Origin of the sequence: Streptomyces atratus (assembly GCF_900119365.1) — a bacterium.
Taxonomy (GTDB): domain Bacteria; phylum Actinomycetota; class Actinomycetes; order Streptomycetales; family Streptomycetaceae; genus Streptomyces; species Streptomyces atratus_B.
Genome location: NZ_FPJO01000006.1, coordinates 239,466 through 264,462, shown reverse-complemented (window position 1 = coordinate 264,462; position 24,997 = coordinate 239,466). Strand labels below are relative to the sequence as shown.

At 69.4% G+C, this 24,997-nt stretch carries 28 protein-coding genes and 5 pseudogenes; 18 read left to right on the top strand and 15 right to left on the bottom strand.

What is annotated here, in order from left to right; genetic code table 11:
* Nucleotides 1–86 precede the first annotated feature (86 nt).
* On the top strand, nt 87–569 hold the full coding sequence (locus BT364_RS13830; RefSeq protein ID WP_072485523.1) for a MarR family winged helix-turn-helix transcriptional regulator: 483 nt from the start codon (nt 87–89) through the stop codon (nt 567–569).
* Nucleotides 570–670: 101 nt separating this feature from the next.
* Entirely contained in the window at nt 671–1,768 is a 1,098-nt protein-coding gene (locus BT364_RS44570) for a hypothetical protein (RefSeq protein ID WP_442759019.1), read from the top strand.
* Nucleotides 1,769–2,014: 246 nt separating this feature from the next.
* On the opposite strand, the gene BT364_RS13815 is transcribed toward BT364_RS44570, so the two are convergent.
* A complete protein-coding gene (locus BT364_RS13815) occupies nt 2,015–2,725 on the bottom strand; it encodes a DUF4232 domain-containing protein (RefSeq protein WP_072485437.1) in 711 nt (236 codons plus the stop codon).
* Nucleotides 2,726–2,937: 212 nt separating this feature from the next.
* On the bottom strand, nt 2,938–3,204 hold the full coding sequence (locus BT364_RS13810) for a hypothetical protein (protein WP_256259753.1): 267 nt from the start codon (nt 3,202–3,204) through the stop codon (nt 2,938–2,940).
* Nucleotides 3,205–3,785: 581 nt separating this feature from the next.
* Between BT364_RS13810 and BT364_RS13805 the strand changes: the two genes are divergently transcribed.
* From BT364_RS13805 to BT364_RS39140, 3 genes are all read left to right on the top strand, one after another.
* Nucleotides 3,786–3,977: a hypothetical protein gene (locus BT364_RS13805; protein ID WP_072485435.1), complete on the top strand. Its 192-nt coding sequence runs from the start codon at nt 3,786–3,788 to the stop codon at nt 3,975–3,977.
* A 122-nt stretch (nt 3,978–4,099) separates the two neighbouring features.
* Nucleotides 4,100–4,939 carry a JmjC domain-containing protein gene (locus BT364_RS13800; RefSeq protein ID WP_177328122.1) on the top strand — a complete coding sequence of 280 codons (840 nt, stop codon included), beginning with the start codon at nt 4,100–4,102 and terminating at the stop codon, nt 4,937–4,939.
* A gap of 34 nt (nt 4,940–4,973) precedes the next feature.
* Nucleotides 4,974–5,876 carry a JmjC domain-containing protein gene (locus BT364_RS39140; protein WP_177328121.1) on the top strand — a complete coding sequence of 301 codons (903 nt, stop codon included), beginning with the start codon at nt 4,974–4,976 and terminating at the stop codon, nt 5,874–5,876.
* Between the two features lie 3 nt (nt 5,877–5,879).
* On the opposite strand, the pseudogene BT364_RS42910 reads toward BT364_RS39140, so the two are convergent.
* A pseudogene (locus BT364_RS42910) lies at nt 5,880–6,335 on the bottom strand (amino acid transporter); the annotation flags it as partial.
* Between the two features lie 197 nt (nt 6,336–6,532).
* Between BT364_RS42910 and BT364_RS13785 the strand changes: the two are divergent.
* Nucleotides 6,533–7,297 (top strand): aminoglycoside adenylyltransferase domain-containing protein, encoded by a 765-nt coding sequence (locus tag BT364_RS13785; protein ID WP_177328119.1) that lies wholly within the window; start codon nt 6,533–6,535, stop codon nt 7,295–7,297.
* On the opposite strand, the gene BT364_RS13780 is transcribed toward BT364_RS13785, so the two are convergent.
* The gene (locus BT364_RS13780; RefSeq protein ID WP_256259752.1) at nt 7,279–7,854 is read right to left on the bottom strand and encodes a GNAT family N-acetyltransferase; all 576 of its coding nucleotides are present in this window, start codon (nt 7,852–7,854) and stop codon (nt 7,279–7,281) included. The two genes, BT364_RS13785 and BT364_RS13780, sit on opposite strands and share 19 nt — an antisense overlap.
* A gap of 261 nt (nt 7,855–8,115) precedes the next feature.
* Between BT364_RS13780 and BT364_RS13775 the strand changes: the two genes are divergently transcribed.
* Complete coding sequence (locus tag BT364_RS13775) at nt 8,116–8,715, top strand: DinB family protein (protein WP_072485432.1); 600 nt, start codon at nt 8,116–8,118, stop codon at nt 8,713–8,715.
* Nucleotides 8,716–8,756: 41 nt separating this feature from the next.
* Here BT364_RS13775 and BT364_RS39135 read toward each other — a convergent pair.
* From BT364_RS39135 to BT364_RS13750, 5 genes and pseudogenes are all read right to left on the bottom strand, one after another.
* Nucleotides 8,757–9,251 (bottom strand): annotated as a pseudogene (locus tag BT364_RS39135) (FAD-dependent oxidoreductase); the annotation flags it as partial.
* 16 nt (nt 9,252–9,267) lie between these two features.
* Nucleotides 9,268–10,014, bottom strand: a complete 747-nt coding sequence (locus BT364_RS13765) for an SDR family oxidoreductase (protein WP_072485430.1) — start codon at nt 10,012–10,014, stop codon at nt 9,268–9,270.
* Between the two features lie 596 nt (nt 10,015–10,610).
* The gene (locus tag BT364_RS13760) at nt 10,611–11,084 is read right to left on the bottom strand and encodes a carboxymuconolactone decarboxylase family protein (protein ID WP_072485429.1); all 474 of its coding nucleotides are present in this window, start codon (nt 11,082–11,084) and stop codon (nt 10,611–10,613) included.
* A 356-nt stretch (nt 11,085–11,440) separates the two neighbouring features.
* The gene (locus BT364_RS13755) at nt 11,441–11,953 is read right to left on the bottom strand and encodes a hypothetical protein (protein ID WP_072485428.1); all 513 of its coding nucleotides are present in this window, start codon (nt 11,951–11,953) and stop codon (nt 11,441–11,443) included.
* Between the two features lie 470 nt (nt 11,954–12,423).
* Nucleotides 12,424–12,798, bottom strand: coding sequence for a hypothetical protein (locus BT364_RS13750; protein WP_072485427.1), 375 nt, complete (start codon nt 12,796–12,798; stop codon nt 12,424–12,426).
* A gap of 101 nt (nt 12,799–12,899) precedes the next feature.
* Here BT364_RS13750 and sigJ point away from each other — a divergent pair, with 101 nt between their 5' ends.
* The gene (gene sigJ, locus BT364_RS13745) at nt 12,900–13,820 is read left to right on the top strand and encodes an RNA polymerase sigma factor SigJ (RefSeq protein WP_072485426.1); all 921 of its coding nucleotides are present in this window, start codon (nt 12,900–12,902) and stop codon (nt 13,818–13,820) included.
* Between the two features lie 54 nt (nt 13,821–13,874).
* A complete protein-coding gene (locus BT364_RS40945) occupies nt 13,875–14,465 on the top strand; it encodes a hypothetical protein (protein ID WP_143166490.1) in 591 nt (196 codons plus the stop codon).
* 57 nt (nt 14,466–14,522) lie between these two features.
* Here BT364_RS40945 and BT364_RS13740 read toward each other — a convergent pair whose 3' ends face one another.
* Both BT364_RS13740 and BT364_RS13735 read right to left on the bottom strand, forming a co-directional pair.
* Nucleotides 14,523–15,305: an ABC transporter permease gene (locus BT364_RS13740; protein ID WP_072485425.1), complete on the bottom strand. Its 783-nt coding sequence runs from the start codon at nt 15,303–15,305 to the stop codon at nt 14,523–14,525.
* Nucleotides 15,298–16,335: an ATP-binding cassette domain-containing protein gene (locus tag BT364_RS13735; RefSeq protein ID WP_072485424.1), complete on the bottom strand. Its 1,038-nt coding sequence runs from the start codon at nt 16,333–16,335 to the stop codon at nt 15,298–15,300. Before BT364_RS13735 ends, BT364_RS13740 begins: the two co-directional genes overlap by 8 nt.
* Nucleotides 16,336–16,427: 92 nt before the next feature.
* On the opposite strand from BT364_RS13735, the gene BT364_RS13730 reads away from it, so the two are divergent.
* From BT364_RS13730 to BT364_RS13700, 7 genes are all read left to right on the top strand, one after another.
* Nucleotides 16,428–17,018 carry a TetR/AcrR family transcriptional regulator gene (locus BT364_RS13730; protein WP_072485423.1) on the top strand — a complete coding sequence of 197 codons (591 nt, stop codon included), beginning with the start codon at nt 16,428–16,430 and terminating at the stop codon, nt 17,016–17,018.
* A 40-nt stretch (nt 17,019–17,058) separates the two neighbouring features.
* Nucleotides 17,059–17,679, top strand: a complete 621-nt coding sequence (locus tag BT364_RS13725) for a mycothiol-dependent nitroreductase Rv2466c family protein (protein WP_072485422.1) — start codon at nt 17,059–17,061, stop codon at nt 17,677–17,679.
* A 112-nt stretch (nt 17,680–17,791) separates the two neighbouring features.
* Nucleotides 17,792–18,271 (top strand): L,D-transpeptidase family protein, encoded by a 480-nt coding sequence (locus BT364_RS13720; protein ID WP_072485421.1) that lies wholly within the window; start codon nt 17,792–17,794, stop codon nt 18,269–18,271.
* Nucleotides 18,264–18,905: a class I SAM-dependent methyltransferase gene (locus tag BT364_RS13715; RefSeq protein WP_072485420.1), complete on the top strand. Its 642-nt coding sequence runs from the start codon at nt 18,264–18,266 to the stop codon at nt 18,903–18,905. The genes BT364_RS13720 and BT364_RS13715 overlap by 8 nt, the downstream gene beginning before the upstream one ends.
* Before the next feature lie 43 nt (nt 18,906–18,948).
* The gene (locus BT364_RS13710; RefSeq protein ID WP_072485419.1) at nt 18,949–19,476 is read left to right on the top strand and encodes a DUF3592 domain-containing protein; all 528 of its coding nucleotides are present in this window, start codon (nt 18,949–18,951) and stop codon (nt 19,474–19,476) included.
* A 48-nt stretch (nt 19,477–19,524) separates the two neighbouring features.
* Nucleotides 19,525–20,196: a HEAT repeat domain-containing protein gene (locus tag BT364_RS13705; RefSeq protein WP_072485522.1), complete on the top strand. Its 672-nt coding sequence runs from the start codon at nt 19,525–19,527 to the stop codon at nt 20,194–20,196.
* A gap of 3 nt (nt 20,197–20,199) precedes the next feature.
* The gene (locus BT364_RS13700) at nt 20,200–21,210 is read left to right on the top strand and encodes a MerR family transcriptional regulator (RefSeq protein ID WP_072485418.1); all 1,011 of its coding nucleotides are present in this window, start codon (nt 20,200–20,202) and stop codon (nt 21,208–21,210) included.
* 188 nt (nt 21,211–21,398) lie between these two features.
* Here the strand turns inward: BT364_RS13700 and BT364_RS42905 are convergent.
* The 4 genes and pseudogenes from BT364_RS42905 to BT364_RS13685 all read right to left on the bottom strand — a co-directional run.
* Nucleotides 21,399–21,452: pseudogene (locus BT364_RS42905) on the bottom strand (hypothetical protein); the annotation flags it as partial.
* 239 nt (nt 21,453–21,691) lie between these two features.
* Nucleotides 21,692–22,045 carry a hypothetical protein gene (locus BT364_RS42900; protein WP_256259751.1) on the bottom strand — a complete coding sequence of 118 codons (354 nt, stop codon included), beginning with the start codon at nt 22,043–22,045 and terminating at the stop codon, nt 21,692–21,694.
* Between the two features lie 66 nt (nt 22,046–22,111).
* Entirely contained in the window at nt 22,112–23,290 is a 1,179-nt protein-coding gene (locus BT364_RS13690) for a GDSL-type esterase/lipase family protein (RefSeq protein ID WP_072485417.1), read from the bottom strand.
* Between the two features lie 96 nt (nt 23,291–23,386).
* The gene (locus BT364_RS13685) at nt 23,387–23,956 is read right to left on the bottom strand and encodes a TetR/AcrR family transcriptional regulator (protein WP_072485416.1); all 570 of its coding nucleotides are present in this window, start codon (nt 23,954–23,956) and stop codon (nt 23,387–23,389) included.
* Nucleotides 23,957–24,027: 71 nt separating this feature from the next.
* Here BT364_RS13685 and BT364_RS44170 point away from each other — a divergent pair.
* Both BT364_RS44170 and BT364_RS44165 read left to right on the top strand, forming a co-directional pair.
* Nucleotides 24,028–24,402, top strand: a pseudogene (locus BT364_RS44170) (FBP domain-containing protein); the annotation flags it as partial.
* A pseudogene (locus BT364_RS44165) lies at nt 24,391–24,939 on the top strand (amidase family protein); the annotation flags it as partial. The pseudogenes BT364_RS44170 and BT364_RS44165, both read left to right, overlap by 12 nt.
* Between the last annotated feature and the right edge of the window lie 58 nt (nt 24,940–24,997).

Here is a 24,997-nt window from a genome sequence, read left to right as displayed (position 1 = left end):
TCAAGCAACGTTAGTTTCACTAACGTTTTCGGCGTGAAGGAACGTATATCGTTAGTCGCACTAACGCAATCGGTAGAATGGGTGCCATGATCAGGGCCGAAGCCGCGGACATACCCGACGACAGCGCGCTCAGGACGCCCGACAGGCTGCGTCGACGGGCGAGCCGACTGCTGTCGCAGCTGACCATGCGGTCGGACCGGCTGATCACCGAGGGGCTGGCCCGGACCGACGCCCGCAAGTGGCACTACGCCGTGCTCGCCTCGCTGGAGGAGTACGGGCCGGGCAGCCAGGCGGAGCTGAGCAGGCGCTCCGGCATCTACCGCAGCGACATGGTCGGCGTGCTCAACGAACTGACCGGGCGTCACCTCGTCGAGCGGGCACCGGACCCCGGCGACCGGCGCCGCAACATCATCACGATCTCCGCCCGGGGCCGCCGCCACCTGCACCTCCTCGACAAGGTCCTGGACGAGCTCGACGACGAACTGCTCGCGCCGCTGAGCCCGGCCGAACGCGACCAGTTCGTGCGCATGCTCGTCCGTCTGCTGGACCACCACACCCGTACCTCCTGACACTCCGACCGACCGGCGCCGCGCGTCATACCCAGGTCCGACGCCGAAAGCCAGGCCCTGGTCCGATGCCCGGACGGGGCGGCCAGGACAGGGTCAGGGGCATGACCCTCAAGCCGCGTACCACCGCCCCCGAACCCTCGTCCGCAGCAGCCGTGTCCGATGCCGCGTCCGCCCCGCTCACCGCACTGCCTTCCGCCTTCGGCGGGCTCGGCCGCATCCTGCCGGTGGAGCGCATGGAGGCGCTCCCCGGCCGTTGGGTGGGCGGCGTCGTCATGATCCTGGGCCCGCTGCTGATGCTGGCCGAGCCCGCTCGCCGCTCGGTCCCGGCGCTCGTCCTCGCCCTGCCGGTGGCGGCCGGCGGGGTGTACCTGGGCGAGGCGTCGATCACCCCGGCCGGGGGCCGGCAGGACGCCGCGGGAGTGGCCGCCCTGGTCCTGCTGGTGATCGGCGGCGCCTGGACGGCGGGCTTCGTCGTCCGCTCCCGCCGGGCCGGGGCGCGGCGGGAGGAGCGGCGACGGGCCGAACGCGTACGGGAGCAGATGACGCCGAAGGAAAAGCGGACTCTCGGACACGCGGATGCCGCCGTACGCCAGGCCCGCAAGGACATCGACTTCCTTGCCGTCCTTCCCGCGCAGGCCGCACAAGCAGTACTCAAGACGTACTTCCAGGCGTGGAAGAACTGCTGGGACGGCCGCGCCGACGCCCCGACTGCGGCTGGTCGGGCAATGCCGACCACAACGCCGCCCGGAACGTCTTGCACCTGTACCGGATGGGCCTCGCGCTCATCCCGGCTGCCGGGAGGGCAGTCGTCAGGCGTGCGAAGCGCGTCAAGCCCGCTGCCGCAAGGCAAGCAGGAATCTCCCGGCCTCAGCCGGGAGAGCACTTCAATGCAGGCTGTTGGTGCCCCTGGGTGGGTTGCCCGCGGCGGGGAGCGGTTGGTGTCCTTCGTCCCAGTGGTTGGACCATCCGCAGAGCCCGCATGCGTACCGGCCGTTGAGGCCGTGGATCTCGGCGTCGCAGCCGCGGCATCTGGTGGTGGTGATCTCCGGGGTCAGGGCGGGGCCGGGTGCGGTGGACGACCAGCCGCACTGGTTGCTGCAGGTCCAGGACCCGTCGGGGCCCTGGGTGGCCGCTGCGCCACAGTTTCCGCACGTCATCGGAGACCTCCCCGGGGTGGCCCCGCCGACGGGGTGCGGTGAGGCCGGGGCCAGTCTGGCAGGGGTTCGGGGGTGCTGGGGAGGGTTCGGGGTGCGAGTGACCTGTTCCGGGGTGGTTCGACGCGTGGTTCGCGTCCATTTTCGAACAGGCGCGGCATCGATGCGTGTCCAAGTACGACTGCTGCGAGTGCCGGGGCTCGTCCTCTCTGCCCTTCGCCCCCTCGCACCTTTGCTCCCTGTGGCCGGCCGGGGCGTTTTCCCGGTCGGCCACAGGCGGGTTCGCGTGCCTCAGCCCGCGGGGGAGTCGCTGACCTTGCCGAGCGGGCTGATCCGGATCGGCCGGTCGGTGCTCTGGGAGTCCGGGTTGTCGGCCGGGAGGGAGCCCGCGGGCCAGGCGATGGTGACGGTCTTCGTCTCGTTCGGCGGAGTCACCAGGATCTTGGAGACGCGGACACCGGAGCCGCCACTGTTGTTGACCGGGAACGTGATGTTGAACGCGGCGGACTCGCCGTCCTTGAGGACATCGCGCAGGGGCTTGTCGTCATTGCGGTCCACGGACATGGTGTCGCCCGACGCCGTCTTCAGATCGACGCCGGCGAAGCCGCTGATGACGCAGTCGTGGCCGCCGCCGTTCTTGAACTGGACGGTGACGACGCCCTCCTCCTTGTCGGTCGTGTTGTCGGCGGCGCTGATCTCCAGTTCGTCGCTGCGGCAGATGCCGCCCGACTGCCCGTTGGAGCCGGAGCCGGAGCCGGTGCCGGCGGAGGTGCCTTCGCCGCTCGCCCCGCCGTTGCCGCTCCCCTTGCTGCTGCCGCTGGAGCCCTTTTCCGAGTCGTCGGAGCCGCCGCCGGAGCCGCTGTCACCACCCGTCGAGGCGCTGGAGGAGGAGCCCGCGGAGGCCGCTTCCGTGTCGTCGTCGCCGTTGCAGGCGGTCAGCGCGAGGGCGCCGACCAGCGTGAGGCCGGCGAGGAACGTCGCGCGGATGTGGGTGAGCTTCATGGGGTTCCCCCGTGGTGTGCGTGATGTGCGTGGTGTCTGTTGCCGGGCCGGAGGCGTTCGCCGTCCGGCCCGGCAACAGACAATCCGTCCCAGGAACGCGGGCACAAGCGGAAGCGGGGGATCAGGGACGCTGGGACGCCGATAGGGGTTTGACCTGCGAGAACGACCACTCCCTGGAACGCGGTGATGGGACGACCGCCGAAGGGGCGTGTTCACCGCTGTGCCGTCGGCGCGGTGGTGAGGAGCCGGGCCGACACTGCGGCGAGCCAGAGGAGGCCGAGTCCCGCTCCGGCCGTGAAGGCCAGGGCGCTGGCGGAGGAGCCCGCGAAGCCGGCGAGGACTCCCACCGGTACGAGGCGGCAGGCGACGGCCCAGCCGCGCCGATGCCGGGCGGCGAAGAGCCGGGCCAGCACGATGAAGGCCGCGCACAGCGTGAGGAAGCCCACCCCCGCGCTGAGCATGTCGATCGGTGACCGCACCGAACCGAGGAGAACGGGCAGCGCGGACCGGCTGACCTACGCCGAACTCGACACCCGGGCAAGTCGCCCGCCACCTGCGCCGGATCGGAATCGGACCGGGCAGGCTCGGCCCTGCTGCTGCCGCTGTCCGTGCGCTCGCGAGCAGCCCTCTCGGCGTCGGTGAAGCCCCCACTTTGCGCATACCTCGCTGCCCCCAGCAGCACCGGACCAGAAGCCCTGGATCTGCCGAACGTCCCGACATCACTCGGTCAGGTTCAGTTGCGGATCGTAATGCGCAGGTCTCGGGTTCGAATCCCGAAGGCGGCTCGGATCAGCCCCAGGACTCACTCGCTGTGACCTGGGGCCCCACGCCGGGACTTGGCACGGCTCTGCTGCTACGAACGACGGCTCCTGCAAGTCACAACACAGGGCACCGGCTGGGGAGGAGAGGGCGCATCAGAGATCCGTAAGCGGCGTATGGAATACGTCAGTGCTGCTTCTCCTCCGTACGCGGGCCGACGCAAGATCTGTTTCGGCCTCGGAACCGAGGTCGAGTGAACACCCGGGCGCGGTGGAAACCGCTGCCGGGGAAAGGAGTGGTCATGTCGTATTCCCAGGCTGCAGAGCCGTCGAAGCGTGCGGAGATCTCCAAGCGTGCGGCGCTGAGCGTGGCGGCGCTCGCCGTTGCCGGAGGGGCGTTCTTCGTGCCGTCCGTCGGGCATGCCGCCGAGTCCCCGTCCTCGGACCAGAAGATCGAGGCCGGGTGCGGGGATTGCTACCCCGACGTCATCTGATCGGCTGACCGGCGCGCAAGCGAGTGCGCGCAAGCGCGTCCGGGACCCGTCGGCGCTCACGTCGGCGGGTCCGCTCGGAGAGGGACAGGACAATGGACTGGCTGGAACGGTGCGTTCCGAACGTGGAGCAGCTCCTGGGTACGTATTGGCGGAAGGAACCGGTGCTTCTGCGGCCGCAGGAACCGCCGTTGGAGGTGCTGACACTCTCGGATGTGGACGCGCTCCTCGACGCGGGGCTGCTGCGCGTTCCGTATGTCGGCCTGTACACCGCACAGGGGAGCATCGCCGACGAGCGTTTCTGTCCGACGCGCGTCATCACCGGGAATCCTGCCCACGGGTACGTTGACGCGGCGGCGGTCCGACGACTGATCGATGAGGAACGGGCGACCCTGCAGCTCCGATACGTCGACCAATGGCATCCCCCGGTGCGTGCACTCACGGGAAGCGTCGCCGAGCGGCTCGGCCGGCTCGTCGAGGCGTTCTTCTTCCTGAGCCGTCCCGGCCGCCGGGGTCCGGTGCACCGGGACGACGGGGACCTGCTGGCCATTCAGCTCAGCGGCGCCAAGCACTGGCAGGTGTACGCGGGTCCGGCCGACGGCGACTGGGCGCCGGTCCGCGAGGAGAATCCGGGAGCGCCACTGCTGGACACGGTCCTTGAGGCCGGTGAAGTGTTGTACGTGCCGAGAGGTTTCGCGCACACCGCCACGGCCGTGGGCGACGCCTCGTCGGCCCATCTGACAGTGGTGGTGAGGGAAGCCGGTGCGGAGCATCTGCGCACCGCTCTGCTGACGGGGATCGTCGACGGCCTGACTCTGCCGGGCCGTCCGCTGGACGATGACGCCCTGCTGCGCACCGCGGCCGACCTCCTGGACCATCTCGGCGCACAGCTCGACGCAGTCACCCCGGATGATGTCATCGGCCGGGCACGACCGCGTGCGTACAGCAACCGTCAGACCGTCTGATCACGCCGATGACATGGAACGTAGAGAGGCAACGATGGGCTCGCTTGCACGATATGTGGACGACGAGCAGGCATTTCATCACACGCTGTGGCGCCGCGCACCCGCCGTACACCACCCCCGCACACCCCCGACGGAGATGCTGACGGTCGCCGAGCTGGACAGGATCCTGGATGCAGGTCTCCTCACCACCCCTTATGCGACGCTCGTGCACGAGGACGGTCCGGTTCCGGAGGAGCGTTACTGTTCCCCCCGAGTCGTCCTGGGCCGGATCGACAACCGCTACGTGGATGCCGGGGCGGTGCGCCGACTGATCGGCGAGGAGGGAGCCACGCTCCTTCTGCGGTACGTCGACCAGTGGCACGCAGGCGTGCGGGAACTGGCCGATGGGCTTGCGGAGTGTTTTCAACGCCAGGTGGAGGCGTTCTTCTTCCTCACCCCGCCGGGGACGCAGGGCCGTCCTGTGCACCGCGACGACGCCGACGTGCTGGCCGTGCAGATACACGGTTCGAAGCGGTGGCGTGTGTATCCGGGGCCGCCCGGCGGGAACTGGCAGCCCGAGCGCGTGGACGGCGACCCGGGGGATCCGCTGCTGGACGTGGTTCTGCGGCAGGGCGAAGTCCTCTACGTACCGAGGGGGTTCGCGCATGTGGCCGAAGCCACCGGGGGGAGCGCGTCTGCTCACCTCTCGTTCACGGTCCGTGAGGCCGGCTCCGCCCACTTGTACGCCGTTCTTGAGGCACTCCTGCTGAACGGCGACGGACTGCCCGCCCGGCCCAACGATGACGCAGCGCTGACCGGGGCCGCGAACGACCTCATCGCGCATTTTCACCGCACGCTCACCGGCCTCACGCCGGAAGCGCTGGTAGATCTGGCCCGGGACGCGATGCGCCGCGAACAGCACACCGACGAGGGTTCTTTGAGCGCATTGCTGGGCTGACCCTTCGCCGCATACGTTCAGGCCCGCTTCGAACTCCGAGGGGTCGAGGACGGTGACCTCGACGGAGACGAAGTCCTCCTGGACCGGGACGTCGTTGTCGTGACGGATTTGTTCGATCTTGTCGCGGTACTCGGCGAGGTCGCGGTTGTCGGGCTCATTGGCGATGAACCGGATCCTGCGGCTGGCGGCGTCCCGTACGAAGCGCTCCGCCATGCCGTCCATGGTCACGCTGGTGACCCGCAGCTCGAAGGCGCGCGCGAGCCGTGAAAGCAGGGAGACGAGGATGATCCCGGCGATGAAGCAGGCACCGATCCTCACTCCGTCGGGGCGCTCGATGACGTACACCACGGTGGTGTAGAGGAAGATCGCCGAGATGACGGCGAAGGCGATCGTCCAGTTGTGCTGGCCGGCCTTGCGCGTGGCGATCGTGACGGCGACGGCGGCGGAGCTGATCAGGAGGCGGTCTTCAACCGCGACCCGAAGTAACCGGGACGCCCGAGGGCGGCGCACTCCGACACCACGTCGGGGTACGCCGCCCCGTCCGCGTTCACGGTCTTCTGCCTTCAGAGCGTGTCGAACGCCGCCTGGAACGACTCCGCCGTGCAGTGGCGCATCGGCGAGCGGTGTATCGGTGAGCCGCCCATATGATCGGCTCCGTGGTTACCGAAGTTCATGTGCCTCCCGATGTCATTGGGTACGTTGCCGAGGTCTCGGCAGTCCTCATCGGAGTGCGTCCCGACCTGATCGGCGTCTATCTGCATGGTTCGGCCGTGCTGGGGGGATTCAACGCTGATCGCAGTGACGTGGATGTGCTGGCTGTCGTCGCCGAGCAGGGCACCGAGGGCGACCAGCAGGCCCTGGGCGAGGCGGTGGTGGAGACCACGTCGCGATGTCCCGGCACGGGGTTGGAGATGAGCGTCATCACCGCGGCAACTGCGGCCGACGTCGGTTCCTGCCCGTTCGAGGTCCACATCCGCACCTCCGCGACCGAGACCGCCGTCATCCCCGGGGCGGGCCATGCCGGTGACGGCGACCTGGTCCTGCACTGTGCCGTGTGCCGAGACCATGCGCTCGCCGCCTGGGGGCCACCGGCGTACGAGGTCTTCGCCCCGGTACCGGCCGACCGCGTGCGTGCCGCGATGGTGAGCGAGCTGCGGTGGGCACTGGACCACGCGAGCGCGACGTACGCGGTCCTCAACGCCTGCCGCGCGCTGCGATTCGCTGCCGACGGGCAACTGTGCTCCAAGCTCGACGGCGGCCGGTGGTACCAGGACCTGCATGGGAACCACGCGGTGGTCACCGCGGCCATCGCCCGCCAACACGATGGACTGCCGGGGCCGACGGCACCCGCTGCCACCGCGTTCGTGGCGGCAGCGAGCGACCGTCTGGCGGGCAGAGGAGCTCATGCGGATGATGTGTGACCGTGCACGTGAAGCCCAGGCGCGCGGCTGACGGAGGCACTCGATGTTCCGCCCTGGGCCTCGGCCGGGGCAGTGAACGAGATCCAGGTATCGGGCGGCAGGTCCGGGCGCCCCGGTACCGGCCTGCGTTCCTCGGTCCACGCCTCGCCGGCGATCTCGGTGGCAACGCGACGCCAGAAGGCGACCGCGGTCGCGTTGCCCTGCTGAAAGGCGACCTCCCACGGCCCGGGGTGCCTCGCCACGACCTCCCGAACGGCACGCAGCCCGATCCCCGTCCTACGTACACCACGCACCACGAAGAAGCCGCTCAGCACGCGCGTCGGGCCGGCCAGGCTGCGGACGAGGGCGAGACCAGCGGGGGACCCGTCACTGGTCAGGAGATAGGGCGCCCAGTCGGCCCGGGTGAGGGCGGCGTGGAGCCGATCGCTTCGGAAGGTGCCGTCCGGGTTGGGCAGCACACCGCTGTACTCCGACATGTCATGTCGAAACAGCAGCCAGAGCCGCTCCAGTGTCGGCCGGTCGGCCGGATCGGCGAGGCGCACGGATACATCGGTCATGAATTCCCTCCATGTGAAGCGGTGCGGTTCGGTGGTTGGCCGGGCATCACGGGGTCGCCCGACCGGCCCGTGAACGGTCCAGGGCATGAAAAAAGCCTCCCTGGCGGAGGCGAGGCCCGGCCGGGAAGGCGCGTAAGTGCTGTCAGAGAACATATCAGCCGGTGCCCGCGACCGCCCGCGCTGGCTCGGCGCCCGTTCGTGAACCCCGATGTCCCGTCTCGTCGAGCCCGATTGTCAGTGCCGGGTGGAAGACTGCCCGGCATGATCGAACCGAACCCGAAAGCAGACCTTCTCCGATACCTGCAGGAGGGGCGCGACGCCCTGATATGGAAGCTCGATGGGCTCTCGGAGTACGACATCCGACGCCCGCTGACGTCCACGGGCACGAACCTGCTGGGGCTGGTCAAGCACATCGCAGGCGTGGAACTGGGGTACTTCGGCGACACGTTCGGGCGGCCGTTCTTCGCTGCGGATCCGCCACCCTGGTGGTATACGGAGGACGTGGAACCCAACGCGGACATGTGGGCCACTGCGGACGAATCGCGCGAAGGCATCGTTGGGCTGTACCACCAGGCGTGGGAGCACTCCAACAGTACGATCGCGACGCTGGAGCTCGACGCGATCGGACATGTCCCGTGGTGGCCGGAGGAACGGCGGGAGGTGACACTGAACCACATCCTGGTGCGCGTGATCTCCGATACGCAGCGGCATGCCGGCCACGCCGACATCGTGCGGGAACTCATCGACGGATCCGTCGGGTGCCAGGAGGGCAACGACAGCATGCCACCGGAAGATCGGGCATGGTGGGAGAAGCACCGGCGCCGGCTGGAGCGCGTAGCGCGAGAAGCCGGCAACGGCTGATCCCGCCCTGATCCCGCTCTGCTGCCGCCGACGCCGGCGGCTCAATGGCCCTTCTCGGTGGGCACGGTGATCAGGTTCTGGGCCGTGTTCTCGTCGGAGAGGAGCTCGTAGAGCTCATCACCTTCAAATGTGGCGGTCTCGGCGCTGCGGGGGAACACGGCCTGCTCGTACTCGGTGAGCGCGGCCTCGATGTCGTCGGGGTGTGTGGCGAGGGCCTTGCCGAGTTCGGCGCCGTCGAGCATGGCCAGGTTTGCGCCTTCGCCGTTCGGAGCCGTGACCACGCGCCGTCCGCGCCGACCAGCAGGCCGGTGACGACGGTGCTGCCGTCGGCGAACGCCACCTCGTGACGCCCACGCCGAGGGTACGGGTGCTGCTGACCTTGTGCCCCCACTGGACGGTGCCGGCCGGGAGTGAGTCGAGCAGAATCTGTCGCAGCTCGCCACGTTGCACCTCGGGGCGTCCCCCCGTGCCGTCGTCGGCTTTGTCGAGCAGGACGGTCCCGCCCGGGGCGCGAGGACCCGCATTGCCTGGCGGCCCGCCACCCCGGAGAGCTCATGCCTGCTGGGCGAGCCAGTCGCTGAAGCGGGTGCCGGCGGTCTGCGCGTCGGGACCGGGCAGGAGCGTGGTCTCCTCCAGCTCGGTACCGAAGTACGTGGCGTGAGGATCGGTCACGACGGTGCGCGGGTCGTTCTTCGCGGCGAGGCCCTTGCGGATGAGTTCGTCCAGCCGGAAGGTGTCGGGGCCCGCCACCTCCACCACCCCGTTGACGGGGGCGCCGACGGCCGTGCGGCCCACTGCGGCGGCCACGTCGTCGGAGTAGATGGGCTGGATCTTGACCGGGGCCAGACGTACGGTGTCGCCGTCGGTCGCCTCGGCGGCGATGCCCTTCATGAACTCGAAGAACTGCGTGGCGTGGACGATGGAGTACGGAATCCCGGATGCCCTGATCAGCTCCTCCTGCGCCTGCTTCGCACGGAAGTACCCGCTCCCCTGGAGGCGCTCGGTGCCGACCACCGACAGGGCGACATGGTGGGTCACGCCGGCCTCGGCCTCCGTCTTGAGGAGATTGGTGGTCGAGGCACGGAAGAACGCCATGACGGCGTCGTCCGCGAACGAGGGGGAGTTGGACACGTCGACCACCACCTGGGCGCCCTTGAGGACTTCGGCGAGGCCCTCACCGGTCAGCGTGTTGACGCCGGTGCTGGGCGCGGCCGGCACCGTCTGGTGACCGTGCTCGTCGAGCTTGGCAACCAGCTTCGAGCCGATGAGTCCGGTGCCGCCAATGACTACGACCTTCATGATGGGAATCCTCTCGGGAGACTCTTTGGATGCGCACGCACGGACTGAGGGCCGACGCTCTCGGCATCGGCGTATTTCCGTCTGCATCAAGTAATGACCGGACGGCCCCTGTATTTGTGACGGCTGCCCGGAGGAATCTCGAAACTCTTGTTTTCGGTTCGCCGGGCAGCCTTTGGTGCGCACGCATGCGTAAGCGCCGTGCGGGTGAGCGGAAGTACGGCGGATATGCGGCGGATATGCGGGATCGCGGCGGATACCCGGCGGGCTTGCCGTCGTGGAGACGTCCTCCATGAGGGAGGCGTTGCTCTGCCGGAGGCGCGCCCGTGCGAGGCGAACACGCCGCTGACGGTTACGGTCGTCGTGCAGATGGGGGAGAAGGCCGTGCCTGTGTAGTCCTTCTGTGTGGACAGATTGGGCAACCGGCCGCCTCTGTGACACCCGCGGGGCCACGATCCCGTCGAGACGCCGGGGCCGGGCGCTCAGCCGTTCAAGGACCCCACATAGGGCGACAGCTTGGCCGGATTCATGACCCACATGATCCGGTCGATCCCTTCCACGGACACAAGGCGATGCCGCCCCCCTATTGCCGGTCGGTCTCAGTCGAACTGGCCGGGCCGGTAGCTCCCGGCGGGCTGCTGGGTGATGACGTTGATGCGGTTGTAGGCGTTGATGACGGCGATGAGGCCGACCAGCGCGGCCAGTTGGTCCTCGTCGAAGTGCTTGGCGGCGTTCGCCCAGGCTTCGTCGGTGACCCCGCCGGCGGCGTCGGCGATCCGGCTGCCCTGCTCCGCCAGCTCCAGCGCGGCACGTTCGGCGTCGGTGAAGACCGTGGCCTCCCGCCAGGCCGCCACCAGGTTGAGGCGCTGAGCGGTCTCGCCCGCGTGGGTGGCGTCCTTGGTGTGCATGTCGGTGCAGAAGCCACAGCCGTTGATCTGGCTTGCGCGGATCTCCACCAGTTTCTGTGTCGCGTGCGGCAGCGTCGAGTCAACGACCACCTTGTTGGCCGAATTGATGTGCTTCATGACCTTGGCCCCAAGGGCACTGCCGAAATAGTTGAGACGTGCATCCATGGTGTGCTCTCCTCGCCGTAGTGCGGATTCACACTGTTGACCGGGCCGTCCGGTGAAACTGTGACGGACTGGCGGTGTGACCTGCATCATATTCGGAGGGTATGTTCGCTTTCGTCATGGTGCTTCCGCGCCGCGCCCTGTCGTCAAGTCCGCAGGGGCGCGCGCTGCCGCGTACCCCGCGCCGCACCGGCCGGGAATGACATCGTCTGAACACACTGTGTCAGCCTGATCACGGAGGCGTTGGCGCTGTTTGTGTTTCGGACTGGTACGAGGCTGGGGCGAGGTCGCCCCAGCACGGCTGCCTGACGGCACATCGGCACATCACGAGGACGGTCATGGTGGGGGAGGCGGTGCGCTCAGCGGCGACGGCCCGGGTAGGCCGGGTCGTCGGTGATTCTTACTTTCTGGGGCGCGTTCCGGGGGAAGGCCCAGATCCGGCCGGAGGTGCTGACGGCGGTCACCGCGGTGTCGTCCAGGGTGACTTCGTGGAACGGATTGGACCAGCTGGAGACGGCGAGCCATTCCAGGGTGCTCTCGTCGTCGTCCCGGGCCAGCGCGACCCAGCCGATGGATCCGTGATGGGCCGACTCCCCCGCCCAGGCACGGCTTCCCGCATGGGTGTGCGTGGCGAGCGCGGAGTCGACTTCCACCCAGCTGTCGGTACTCCATTCGGTGGCGCGCAGGACCTCGATCCAGTGCCAGCTCTCGGCCTGCGGATCGTCGAGCCGGTCGGGCGGCTGCATGCACAGCAGATCCATCACGGTGTGAGAGCCGTCGGCGAACACGATGAAGTCCCCGTCGGGCGCCTCCCGGTCGCGCCATCGCCGGCGCACCTGCCGGGCCATGGCCGTCGTGGCCGCATCTTTCATGCACGGCATTGTGCCACGGGGCATCGCGCGAGCCCCGTGACCGGTGGCCCGGCCCCCGTCCGGACCTCTCGGACTGCGCGAACTGCGCGAACTGCGCGAACGGGGCGGTCGGCCTTGGGCCGGGGCCCGGCGGCGGACCGCTGCTCGACTGGGCCCGCTGTACCGGCAACTCCGCGTCCCGCCCGGCCGGTTGGGCCGGGGTGGTCACGGGGGCGCTCGCATTCGTGCAGCTCGTCCTGGAACTGATCGCAGTACCTGGAGCTGATCCGGAGTCACCGGGCAGGACCGGCGCACTGTTCGAGGCGGTCCAGTGTGTGGACGGCGTCAGGATGTTCGCGCTGGCCGCGCTCGCCGCGGCTGCCTGCGCGGCTTCCCGGCACGGCACACTGCTGCGAGAAGCGGCCTGGCTGATCCCGCAAGGCCCGGTGCCGGACCCGTACCGGACCTCGTGTCGGACCCCGTACCGGACCTCAGTGCCGGGCCAGCGCGAGCACGCTCAGACCGAACATCAGGACACCCAGGGGGAGATGGACCGACGGGACGTGCGCGATGCCGAGCACGACCTGGACCGAGGCGAGCACGAGGAAGCCCGACGCGTGCCAGACAGGCCGGGGCGAGCCGCCGCCCGGCTTCCACGCCAGCACCGCCGCGAGCACGTACAGCATCGACGCCCCGTACATCACACGGGCGCCGACACTGTGCAGCGTCTCTCCGTAGGACGCGGTCAGCAGCAGTCCGGCGGAGACCGCCTGAAGGAAGATGGTCAGGGTCTGCAGGGCGATCGCGACCTGAAGGAACGAGGCGCCGCGCCGTGCGCCGGCCGTCGCCGTCACCTGAGTGGCCATGTCACAGTCCCCTTTTCCGCCCTCGGGCAGTGGATCGATAAGGTCTCACCAGTCCGACGAAGCGGGCCTGCGAAAGGTAAGGCGAGGGGGCGGCCGGAAGCATGGGGACTGTCGGGACCAGCACGGACGGGATAGCCGGTGAGCGGCGCCAACTGATCAATGTCGCCTACCGGTTGCTCGGTTCGGTGGCCGAGGCCGAGGACGCCGTACAGGATGCCTACGCACGCTGGTACGGGCTGCCACGGAGCCGGCAGGAGGAGATCCTGTCCCCCGGCGCCTGGCTGACGACGGTGACCGGCCGCATCTGCCTGGACCTGCTCGGCTCGGCGCGGGCCCGCCGTGAACGCTATGTCGGCGCGTGGCTGCCCGAACCGCTGCCCGACCGCACCGAGTGGGACCACGCGGGCGGCGCCGACCCCACCGGCCCCGCGGACCCCGCCGACCAGATCGTCCTGGACGAGTCGGTGGCCATGGCCTTCCTCGTCGTCCTGGAGTCGATGACGCCCGCGGAGCGGGTGGCGTTCGTCCTGCACGACGTCTTCCGGTACCCGTTCGCCGAGATCGCCCAGGTTCTCGGCCGGACCCCCGCGGCATGCAAGCAACTGGCGGCCTCCGCCCGGCGGCGGGTGGGTGCCGCGCGCGCCCCGGTGACGGCGACCGGCCGGACCGATGTGGTGCGGCGCGTCAAGGAGGCATGGGAGACCAAGGACATCGCCGCTCTCGTCGGACTCCTCGACCCGGCCGCCGTGATGACCGCCGACGGCGGCGGCATGGTCGGCACCGTCCTGCGCCCGGTCGAGGGCGGTGCGCGCATCGCCCAGTACATGGTCGCCATCGCCGACAAGGCCCCCGGGCTCGAACTCCTGGAGCGGTTGGTCAACGGTGTGCCGGGCCTGGTGGCCCAGCGCGCCGGCGTCGTCATGACCGTGGCCTCGTTCGACGTCTCCGACGGGCGCGTCACCCGGATCTGGGCGGTCCGCAACCCGGAGAAGCTGCGGCCGTGGGTGCTTGCCGGACGATGACCGGGCCGGACCGGGTGGGTGCGGGTGCCGGAGTACGGGTCGGTCGGAAGGGACTTGTCACAGATCGGGCCGAAGGCGGTGGGGACTTCGGCGCCCCTCGTGCTGCTGCACTGCCACCTCGCGGTGCACAGTGGCAGCGACCGGGACGCGCTGCTGATGGACCGGCTCCCTTCGAGCCGCCGGGTCACCTCGATCACCGCGCACCGCAGGCTGCGGCTGTTCAAGGGCGGCCCGACCACCTGGGACGGTCCGCCCTCCGCGCTGAGCCGGGAACAGATGGACGCGCTCGCCCCCTCGTACCCGCCCCCCTCACGCCCGGGCGGCGCCGGTGGAACTCACGGATCCCGACCACGCCCTGTTCGCCGCACTGAACCGCGACGGCCGCGCGCCGCACGCCGCGCCGGCCGTCGAGGCCCGCTGCCACGAGTCGACGGTGCGCCGCCGCATCGCGCATCTGCGCACGGCCGGAGCACTCTTCTTCGTGCTGGACGTGGACGAGCGTCTCCCCTCTACGGGTACCTCTCCGACCGCATCGGCGCTCTCCCGGGCGTCGACATGGTCAAGACCGCCCCGATCATCCGCACGCTCGGGCGCGACGGCGCCGTCGCACGCAACCACGGCCCCGGGACCGGTGAGCGCCGTTGAGCGTGCGGCCGGATTCTTCGAGGCAGGCGCGGGCAAGGGGTCTCGCGGCCCGGCCGGTCAGGCGGATCCCACCGGCCGGCCGCAGCGCTTCATGGCGCGGGTGGACAGGAACAGTCCGATGACGGCGAGCGCCGTGGCGGCGATGAGGCCGTGGAGCACGGAGGTGTTGAGGAAGTCTCCGGCGAACAGGGCGCGGGCGGCGTCGACGATGTACGTGACGGGGTTGATCGCGGCGACGGCGCTCAGCCAGCCCGGTCCGGCGCCGACGGGGAGGAGGATGCCCGAGAGCATCGTGATCGGGAAGATCAGCATCTGGGTGACCATCCAGAACAGATTGCCGCCGGGGCGCGAGGCGATGGCCAGGACGCAGGACAGGGCGCTGAGCCCGATCGCCATGACGATCAGCAGCACCATCGTGGCGAGAGCGCCGGGCAGGTGGAGGCTCATGCCCAGCGGTATGGCGACGGCGGTGAGGAGGAGCGCCTGGGCGAACAGGGTGACGGCGTCCTTGGCGGTGCGTCCGAGGACGAGTGAGGTGCGGCTGATGGGGGTGACGAGGAAGCGTTCCATCTGTCCGCCGTTGAGCTCGCTGAGCATGCCGTGGCCGGCGGAGAGCGGCCCCATGAGGCACATCATCACGAGGATGCCGGGGACGAACCACTGCCAGACGTCACCCGTGCCGGCACCCAGGTTCGCTCCGGTACCGGCGAGCATCGACCCGAACAGGACGAGGAACAGCAAGGGTTGTCCCATCGTGAGGACGATGCCGACCGGGGAGCGGAGCTCCGGTGAGATCTCGCGGGAGAAGACCGTCGCGACGTCGCGGACGAGCCTAGGCATGGGGGGCTCCGATCGGCTCGTCAGTGGTCGTGGCCGTGGTCATGGTTGCAGTCGCGTAGGCGTCGCCCGATTCTTCGAGCCGGCGCCCGGTGAGGTTGATGAAGACGTCGTCGAGGGACGGACGTCGCACGCCGGCGCGGGTGACCGTGAGCGCGGCCCGGTCGAGTAACCGCAGGTAGGCCGGCAGTGCGGCATCGGCGTCGGCGATCCGCACGTGCACCGTCCGCCCTTCGGCCGTGACCTCCGAGACCCCCGGCATCCGGTCGGCGAGACCGGCAGCGGTACGCGCCGCGCCGGTGTCCGAGGCCGTGATGTGCATCCGGTCGCCGGCCAGCTCGGCCTTGAGCGCGTCCGCGGTGCCGTCGGCGATGACCCGGCCCCGGTCCACGATGACGATCCGCTCGGCCACAAGGTCGGCCTCGTCGAGATAGTGGGTGGTCATCAGGACCGTGATGCCGTGATCGCGTCGCAGGAGTTGGATCCGGTCCCACAGCGCGGCCCGGCTGTGCGGATCGAGGCCCGTGGTGGGCTCGTCGAGGAACAGCACTCTCGGGTTGTGGACGAGGCCGAGTGCGATGTCCACACGGCGCCGTTGCCCGCCCGAGAGCGTGCTGGGGGTGCGGGCGGCGAGGTCGCCGATGCCCAGGATCTCCAGTACCTCGTCCGCCCGGCGCCGGGCCTTCCCGTTGCTGAGGCCGTGACAGCGGCCCTGGGTGACGAGTTCATCGCGGATGCGGTGGTTCTCCCCGGAGGCGTTCTTCTGGCCCACGTAGCCGATCAACTCCCGCACCCTGCCCGGTTCGCGCGCCGCGTCGAAGCCGGCGATGCGCACGCTGCCCGCCGTGGCCGGCAGCAGCGTGGTCAGCATCCGCAACGTGGTGGACTTGCCCGCACCGTTCGGCCCCAGCAGCGCCAGGAGTTCACCGGTCGCGACACCGAAGGTGACATCGCGGACCGCCTCGATCGTCTCCTTGCCCGCCTTGAAGGTCCGCCTCAGGCCCTCGGCCCGGATCATCTGGTCTCCATCCATGTCCTGGACACTAAGACACCCAGAGTGGAACTGTAAACATCCAATATCGATCTAGAGGCATCCCTCGTGGGTCTTGCTGATACCGTTGGAGTATGAGTGCGAAGCGGGCATCCAGCGCCAGGAGCCGGACCGAACGGGCCATCGTGACCGCCGCGGTGAGTGTCTGGGCGCGCGACCGGGCGGCGACGTTGCCGCAGATCGCAGAGGCCGCGGAGGTCGGCCGTACGACATTGCACCGCTACTTCCCCGAACGCGAGGGGCTGGTGCGCGCCGCCGTCGAGCACGCCCTGGAAGCCATCGGTGGCGCGATCGCCGAAGCCGAACCCCACGACGGGCACCCGCTCGCGGCCATGCGCCGTGTGGTCGCCGCTCTGGCCTCGGTGAGCGAGGCGATCATGTTCGTCTTCGGCGACCAGTCGCTCCTGCGCGATGTCGTGCCGACCGCCGACCCCGCCCTGCCGGCACCGCACGACCCGGTGATCGAGCTCATCCGACGCGGGCAGGCCGAGGGCGTGTTCGACGACCAGCTCTCGGCCGAGTGGATTCAACAGGTCCTGTGGGCGGTGTCCTACACCGCCTTCGAGCAGGTCGAGCAGGGCACCCTCGCCAAGTTCGACCTCACCGCGACCGTGGCCCGGACCCTGGAACGGGGGATCACCGCCCAAGCCGGCGAACGGGCGTGATCGCAACCGCAGTCATGACCGACGGGACGAGTAAGCAGCCATGACCGACAGGCCGACCACGACCACGACCGCGGCGAGAGGCTGGAGCATCGACGTCTGGCTCGATCCCGCCTGCCCGCTCACCCGCCACACCGTGCGATGGGTCGCGCGGATCGCCGAAGAGGTACCGCTTCGGGTGTGCCGGCACGTGATGAGCCTGTCGGTGCTCAACGAGCATCGCGACGACGACCCCGAGGGCGACCCGCACGGCTACCTGTGGATTCCCGCCCGTGTCGCCGCAGCCGTCCAGACCGAGCACGGGCACGCCGCGCTCGGTGCGTTCTACGACGCACTGTGGACCGAGCCCGGTGGCACCGAGCGGGAATGGATCGGCGACATCGGCGAAGCACTGCACCGCAGCGGCCTGCCCACCGGGCTCGCCGAGGCCGGCACCACCACCGACTACGACGATGCGCTGCGCGCCTCCCACCACGCCGGCGTCGACCGCCTCGACGCCGGGATCGGCACCCCCGTCCTGGTCGTCACCACGCCCGACGGCGATGAGCGGTCCTTCTTCGGCCCCGTCCTCGACGCCGTTCCCGCGCGGGCGGACGCCCTCCGTCTCTGGGAAGCCATCCGCCTGATGGCAGGCGTCCCGGCGTTCCGAGAAGTCAAGGCGTGACGGCTCCATCCGGTCCGCAGCGCAACGCAACGCAGCGCGGTTCTCGGCGCACAAGGGTTCGGTCACCAACTCCCGCCTCGAACTGGTCAAGCGTACGCCCGGCCGGGACAAGGTGATCAAGACGTACAAGGCGGGCTCGGGCCAGGTCAAGAACACCTGCGCCGTCGGCAAGGGCTGGCTGCCCAACGCCGGGGCGAGCAAGCCGTACGCCGTCCAGTGGCACCGCAAGAACTTCGACGGCATCATCAACGGCTTCGTCATCAAGATCTCCGACCGCAAGTGCCACAACGGCACCAAGCGCACCGAGTTGTTCATCCACAGCGAGATGAAGCCGAACGGCAAGCAGGGCACCATCGAGTCCGAGCGGTGGACCAACAGCGGCCCCAACGACTACTACTCCAACGGCTGCATCAAGCTCAACCCGACCAACATCAAGGACCTGTTCAAGCGCCTGGACCACGTCGGCTGGTCCCGCACGGGCAGCCCTCACCGCCCCGCACGAAGTTGCCAATTACTGGTGCCATCCGGACACCGGAGCCGTAGCGAAGGGAGGGCGCGGCCGGGAGGCTCTAGTGTCCTCGCCTGTGACTGAACTTTCCTCGTATCACCGTGTGACAGCCGATGCCTACGATGCCGTCGCTGTTCTCTACGCCGAACTCGTCCACAACTCACTCGACGCTCTTCCGCTGGATCGCGCGGTGCTTGCCGCGTTCGCCGAGACCGTGCGGGCCGCTGGCCCCGGGCCCGTCGCCGAGCTGGGATGCGGTCCGGGATACCTCACTGCACACCTGCGGGAACTGGGGCTGGACGCCTTCGGCGTCGACCTGTCGCCGGTGATGATCGATCTCGCCCGCAAGACATACCCGGACCTGCGGTTCGAGGTCGGTTCCATGGACGCGCTGGACCTGGCCGATGGCCGGCTGCAGGGCATCGTGTCCTGGTATTCGGTCATTCACACCCCACCGCAGGGCGTGCCCCAGTACTTCGCCGAGTTCCGTCGGGTACTCGCGCCCGACGGAACTCTTCTGCTTGCCTTCTTCGAGTCGGAGGGTGAGCCGACCACGGCGTTCGACCACAAGGTGACGACGGCCTACCGATGGCCTGTCGACGACCTCGCGGGGCTGGCCGGTGAGGCCGGCTTCACCGAGGTCGGCCGGATGCTGCGTGAGCCCTGCGAGGGGGAACGGTTCCGCCGGGGGCATCTGCTGATGCGCGCAGGGAAGTGACTCCCGGCAGGCCAGGGAATCCGGACGGGAGGGATGACGGCTGGTGAGCGGACGGCGGTGGCTGTGCCGGTCCGGTGCGTGGGCACGCGTCACCGGGAAGGTCGTGGGCGGGCTGGCCGTGACGGCTTTGGCGGCGCTCCTCGTCGTCCTCGGGTACGGGTTCGTCCGTGGGGGACTCGACGGGCTGAACGACGCCTCCGCGGTCGCCGCGCACCGACGGTCGGTCGACGGAGTCGTCGTGGCGAAGGAGAAGGTGGCCGGCCCCCAGGGAAGCCGCTTCAAGAGGATCGAAGTCCGTTTCACCACGCCCTCCGGGAGCTCGTACCAGTTCTGGGAGGGCGGTGACGCGGACGTCGGCGACACGATCCGCGTCCACTACGAGCCGGGACGTCCCGAGACGGCGAGCACCAACTCCGTGACGAGCAACAGGGTGGGGTACGGCATGCTGGCCCTGATCGGGCTCGCGCTCATGGTTCTCATGCCGATACTGCTGGTCAGGCTCGGCCGGGAAGGCGTCCGTGACATCCGGCGGGCGTTGGGGTCGGCTCTCACCAGGAGCTCGGGCGCTTGACCTTGACACAGTGACAAGGACTTCACTGTGGCCGAGGAGGTGGTCCTGATGACCATGCCGAAAGAGGACACGAAAACGACGCGGGCTCTCCAGGGGCTGGAGAACAACAGCTCGTCGGTCCGGCTGCAGGCGGCGCTGGCGGTCGGCACGACCCCGGACCCGGGGTTCATCGGCAAACTCGTCGAGCGATGCGCTGTCGAGCCCGAGTTCTACGTACGCGAAATGCTGACGTGGGCACTCACCCGCCACACGGCAGCGATGACGGTTCCGGTGCTTCTCGACGAAGTCCGCTCGGATCGTGCGCAGGCACGGAGCCAGGCGTTGCACACTCTGTCCAAGATCGGGGATCGGCAGGCGTGGCCGGCGATCACACCGGCGCTGCTGTCCGACGCCGACGACGAGGTGGCCCGGAGCGCCTGGCGGGCAGCGGTCGTCCTGGTGCCCGAAGGTGAGGAGTACGCGTTGGCCTTAGTGTTGGCGACGCAGCTCGGACGCGGCGAACGCGAGACGCAGCTGAGCCTCAGCCGGGCGCTGATCGCGCTCGGGGCGGTGATGCTGCCGGCACTGGGCGCCGCGACGACGGATCCCGACCCTCGCGTGCGGGCGCACGCGATCGCCACGGAACGGCTGTGGCGCGACCCGGATGCCGGATTCGAGTTCGCGATCGAGGAGGCGAAGCGCATCGTGGCCCTCGGCGGGGCCGGCGACGAGGGGCGGTAGGCAGTGCTGATCGGTGATGTCGCGCGGCGGTCAGGGGTCAGCGCCCGCATGCTCAGGCATTACGAATCGCTCGGCCTGGTACGGCCAACGGGCCGTACCGGCTCCGGCTACCGGGAGTACTCCGGCGAGGACATCCGGCGGATCTTCCACATCGAGAGCCTGCGCTCATTGGGGCTGTCGCTGCGCGACGTCGGGCGCGCGCTCGACGACCCCGGCTTCGCGCCCGCGGAACTCGTCGACGACCTCATCCGCCAGACGCGAGACCGCATCGCAGCGGAGACGGAACTGCTCACGCGACTTTGTCGGATCGGTGCCGCGGAACCCGCCGGCTGGGAGGACGTCCTCCAGGTCGTCACGCTCCTCCAGGGGTTGGGGTCGAAGAACGCGGCGGCGCGGCAGCGCGCGGCCCTGTCCGCGGTCGAGGCAGTGCCCGTGCCGGTGGAAGCACTGGTCGAGGCCGTGCTGAGCGAGCGGGACCCGAACGTCGCCGGAGCCCTTCGCTGGGCTCTGGCGCAATCTGGCGAGGACGGACCGGCACTGCTGGCGAAGGGCCTCGGCTCACCCGCGGCCGAGGTGCGGAAGCGTGCCGTCCAGTCCATCGCCGAGATTCCGAACGGTGAGGCGACCGCACTGCTGCACGACGCTCTCACCAACCCCGACACCGACATCGTGGTCCGCCGGTACGCGGCTCTGGCGCTCGGGGCACGTGGAGCAGCCGACGCGGTCCCGACGCTCATCGACATGATCGTCGAGGAGAGCAACGACGTCGACGCAGCCGATGCACTGAGCACGCTGGCGAGTGATCCCGCGTGGGAGGACCGGATCGCCGCCGGACTCGTCGACCGCCTGGCCCACGACACCACTGGACCGCCCGCACGACGACGGCTGACGCAGGCGCTCGCGGACATTCCGGGAGGTCTGGCGTCACGTGCCCTCGCGGATCTGTCACATGACGAAGATCGTGCCGTTGCGCTCACCGCGACGTACATTCTCAAGCTGCGCCACGCGCAATAGCGGGCATGCGGCTGCCCCGGCACGGTGTCCGGCCATGACCACCCACCACGCAGCGGACCCACGCCGTACGGCGCCGTCAGAGGACGTCGTAGGTCAGGTGTGTCGCGGTCGATGTCGAGATCGTGCTCCGCTGCACCAGCGTGCGTGGCGTTCCGGAAGACGCGTACGAAGTGATAGACGCTCAGGTGCACTTCGGCCGCGATGTCGGCGAGGGTGAGCGGCTCGGCCAGGCGGTCCTGCATGACGGCAGCGCCTCTGCGGACGGCAGCGTGCTCACTCCCCGGTACGCGTGGTTCCCGGCCCCGGGACAGCAGATGGACCGCGAGGAACGCCGCCGACGACCCGGCGTACAGGTCGCCCGCCTCCCGACGGGCCGGCAGCGACCGCAGGAGGTTCTCGACGACCGGGTCGCCCGTGCCCAGCCCGGCGGATATCGCCTCGAAGTCCGGCTCCCGGCCACCCAGTTGATCTGCGGTCCGCTTCACGACGGCGTGCGGGGATGCACCTGGACGGTGGACAGGGCGGAAGCCGCAACGTAACTGCGCGCCGTCGACCGACCCGGCACCATCAGTTCCAGCCGCCCGGCCGTCCACCGGCGCCTGGTCGATGATCCTTCGGAGCCGACGTGCATGACGGCTCGTCCGGCCGTGCACAGCACGAGATGCAGGTCGGAGGTTCCGGGCAGCAGCAGGTTCTCGACCTGGCGGGCATGCGCGAAACACTGCACGAGGAGTGATTGCCCGGCATCATTCCAACTGCAGTAGCTGCGCCGTACGTACTTCGTCATGTCGATGTCGCCGTACGGCGCCAGATCGAGATCAGGTGAATCGAACATTGCTGGTCCCCTTTCCCGCTCGAACCGGTGCTGTTTTGGAGCAACCTGTCAGGCGGCCGGTCCTGGTCAGCTGATCCTGGTCGCGAAAGGGCCGCCTTCGCCGAACGCGAGCCGCCCGAAGTTCTCGCCGATGCGGCGGTGTCCTGCCGGATCAGGATGGACCTCGTCGGGCAGCGGGAATTGTGCGTAGTCCTTCTCGCCGTAGAGGTCACGGCCGTCGAGGTAGTGCAGGTTCGGGTCGTCGGCCGCCCGCTGCTCGACGATCCGGGCGAGTTCGTCGCGGATGATGTCGAGCGTCAGGCGCCCGGCGGCGCGTTCGGCCGGATCGCCCGTCGCCTTGAACCGCAGGGAGCCGCCGTCGAAGTCGGGCGCGAGAGGACCGGGGGTGTCCTCCTGGACCGGGCACAGGAGGGGGGACACGACCAGCAGCGGCGTGGTCGGGTGCCCCTCTCGGATGGTGTCGAGGAAGCCGTGGACCGCGGGGGAGAAGGCGCGCAGGCGCATGACGTCGCTGTTGACGACGTTGATGCCGACCTTGACGCTGATCAGGTCCGCGGGCGCGTCCCTCATCGCACGGGCGGTGAACGGGTCGAGCAGCGCGCTGCCGCCGAACCCCAGATTGACGAGGTCCACCCGGCCCCGGGCGGCTGCCAGGGCCGGCCAGATGGCGGTCGGATGAGTGGCGTTCGAGCCGTGGCTGATGGAACTGCCGTGGTGCAGCCACACCCGGCGCCCGCTGTCCGGAGCCTTCTCGACGGGGGCGTCGGTGCGCAGGGCGATCAGTTCGGTGATCTCCGTGTGCGGGAGCCAGATCTCGATGTCCTTGTCGCCCGCCGGCAGATCGGTGAACCGGGCGGTGCCGGCACGTCCCGGTGACAACTCGGAGGTCTGGGCGACCATGTCGGTGATCGTGCGTACGTTGCCGCCGGCAACTGTGGCCTGGGCTGCGAGACGGCCATCGACCAGCAGGTCGTACACGCCGTCCGCCGGGGCCGGGAATCCCTGGAGGACGCGCTTGGTGGGCAGCGTGTCCAGTTCGATCGTGGTGGCCCGGGTACGGAAGGCCAACCGCACGCCGGAGGGCTGGGCCTCGGCCACGGCCAGTTGGTTGTCGGGGATCTGCCTGCGTGCCCGGGCGGGCAGCCGATGGGGCAGCAGACCGTGCGCGGTCGCTTCCACGTCGAGGAAGCCGCGCAGGATGTCCGTGGTGACAGGTGTGGTGATCGTGTCGTGCTCGGTGTTCATTTCCTCAGCCTGCTGATCAAGATTTCCGGAATGTTCGGTGCTCGGATGCGCCGGTGCCCGGCGCGGGTGACCGCCTCCGGCGGTGCGGACGGCCGGTCAGGGTGTGGCCCGGTTCCTCAGCAGAGCGTCGAGGGAATCGACGATCCAGGCCCAGGATTCCTGCGAGTCGGGGGCGCTGTGCTCGAAGCCTCCGGCCAGCTCCAGGCTGACGTAGCCGTGGAAGACGCTGCCCAGCATCCGCACCGCGTGCGTCTGGTCCGGCTCCGTCAGGTCGTAGCCGCGCAGGATCGCCCGCGTCATCTGTGCGTGCCGTACCCCGGCGCTGGCGGCCGCCGTCTCGGGATCGAGCCTGAGACGGGCTGCGGCGTAGCGCCCCGGGTGCTCCCGCGCATAGTCGCGATAGGCATCCGCGAAGGCGGCCAGGGCGTCCTTGCCGGCACGCCCGGCCACGGCATCGGCAACCCGGTCGGCGAGTTCCTCCAGTGCGAACAGTGCGATCCGGGTCTTGAGCTCGTGTGAGTTCTTCAGGTGCGAGTACAGACTCGCGACCTTGACGTCGAACCGCCGGGCGAGTGCCGAGACGGTCACCTGATCGAAGCCGACCTCGTCGGCCAGTTCCGCCCCCGCCAGAGTCAGACGCTCCGGTGTCAGCCCTACTCTGACCATAACCTTCCTCCTATTCAGCGAAAATCATTATGCATTTGCCTAAAGGTTTTAGGCAAACTGGCGTGTCGTTCATGAAACCTCTGACCGCGCGGGAGATCCGCACCGCCTCCGTGAACTGCACCAAGGGAGAGGCCAAGCGCCTGTCCATCCCCCACGACCTGGCCGAACGGCCCTGGGACGACCTGGACTTCCTCGGCTGGAGGGACCCCCAGGCCCCCGGCCGGGCCTACCTCGCCACCGAGCTGGACGGCCGCCCGACGGCACTCGCCCTGCGCTGCTCCAGCGCCACCTCCTGGCAGACGCGGCGCAGCATGTGCTCGATGTGCATGACCGTTCACACCGGCGGCGTCTCGCTGATGGTCGCCGCGAAAGCCGGCAGGGCCGGGCAGCAGGGCAACTCCGTGGGCGCGTACATATGGGCCCCGATGTCGACGGAGTTCGTCGTGGCCAACGCCCGTCTGCTGACGGCCAATCTCACGGCCTCGCTCGACGAACTGGCCGCCGCCTTCGACCGGCCCGTCGACTCCTCGACCCTCGAGCCGATGATCCTCGCCGGCTACCACTACGGGAAGCGGGTCGGCGGCGCCGAGTTCGTCACCGCCCTCGCGATCCGGAACCGGGTCGCCCGAAGCCCGGCACGGTACTTCGACGCGTACGACGTACTGCTCACCCCGACCCTGCCCGAGCTTCCCGTGCCCCTGGGCACTTATGCCGAGGGCGCGGAGACGCTGGACGGTCTCGGCTGGATCGACCGCCTCAACGACCGCTCACCCTTCACCATGCCGTTCAACGTCGCGGGCACGCCCGCCATGTCCGTGCCCGTGACGGCCGACACCGGGACGGGGCTCCCGATCGGTATGCAGTTCGCCGCCGGTTACGGGCGCGAAGACCGCCTCTTCCGCCTCGCCGGACAACTCGAACAGGCCGAACCGTGGTCGGGCCGCACCCCCACGGTGTGGGCAGGGAACCGGACGGGCCACTGAGAAGTTCTCCGCAGGCAGACGCTGAGCACGGAGCGGCCTCCAGATCTCGACGGTGTCG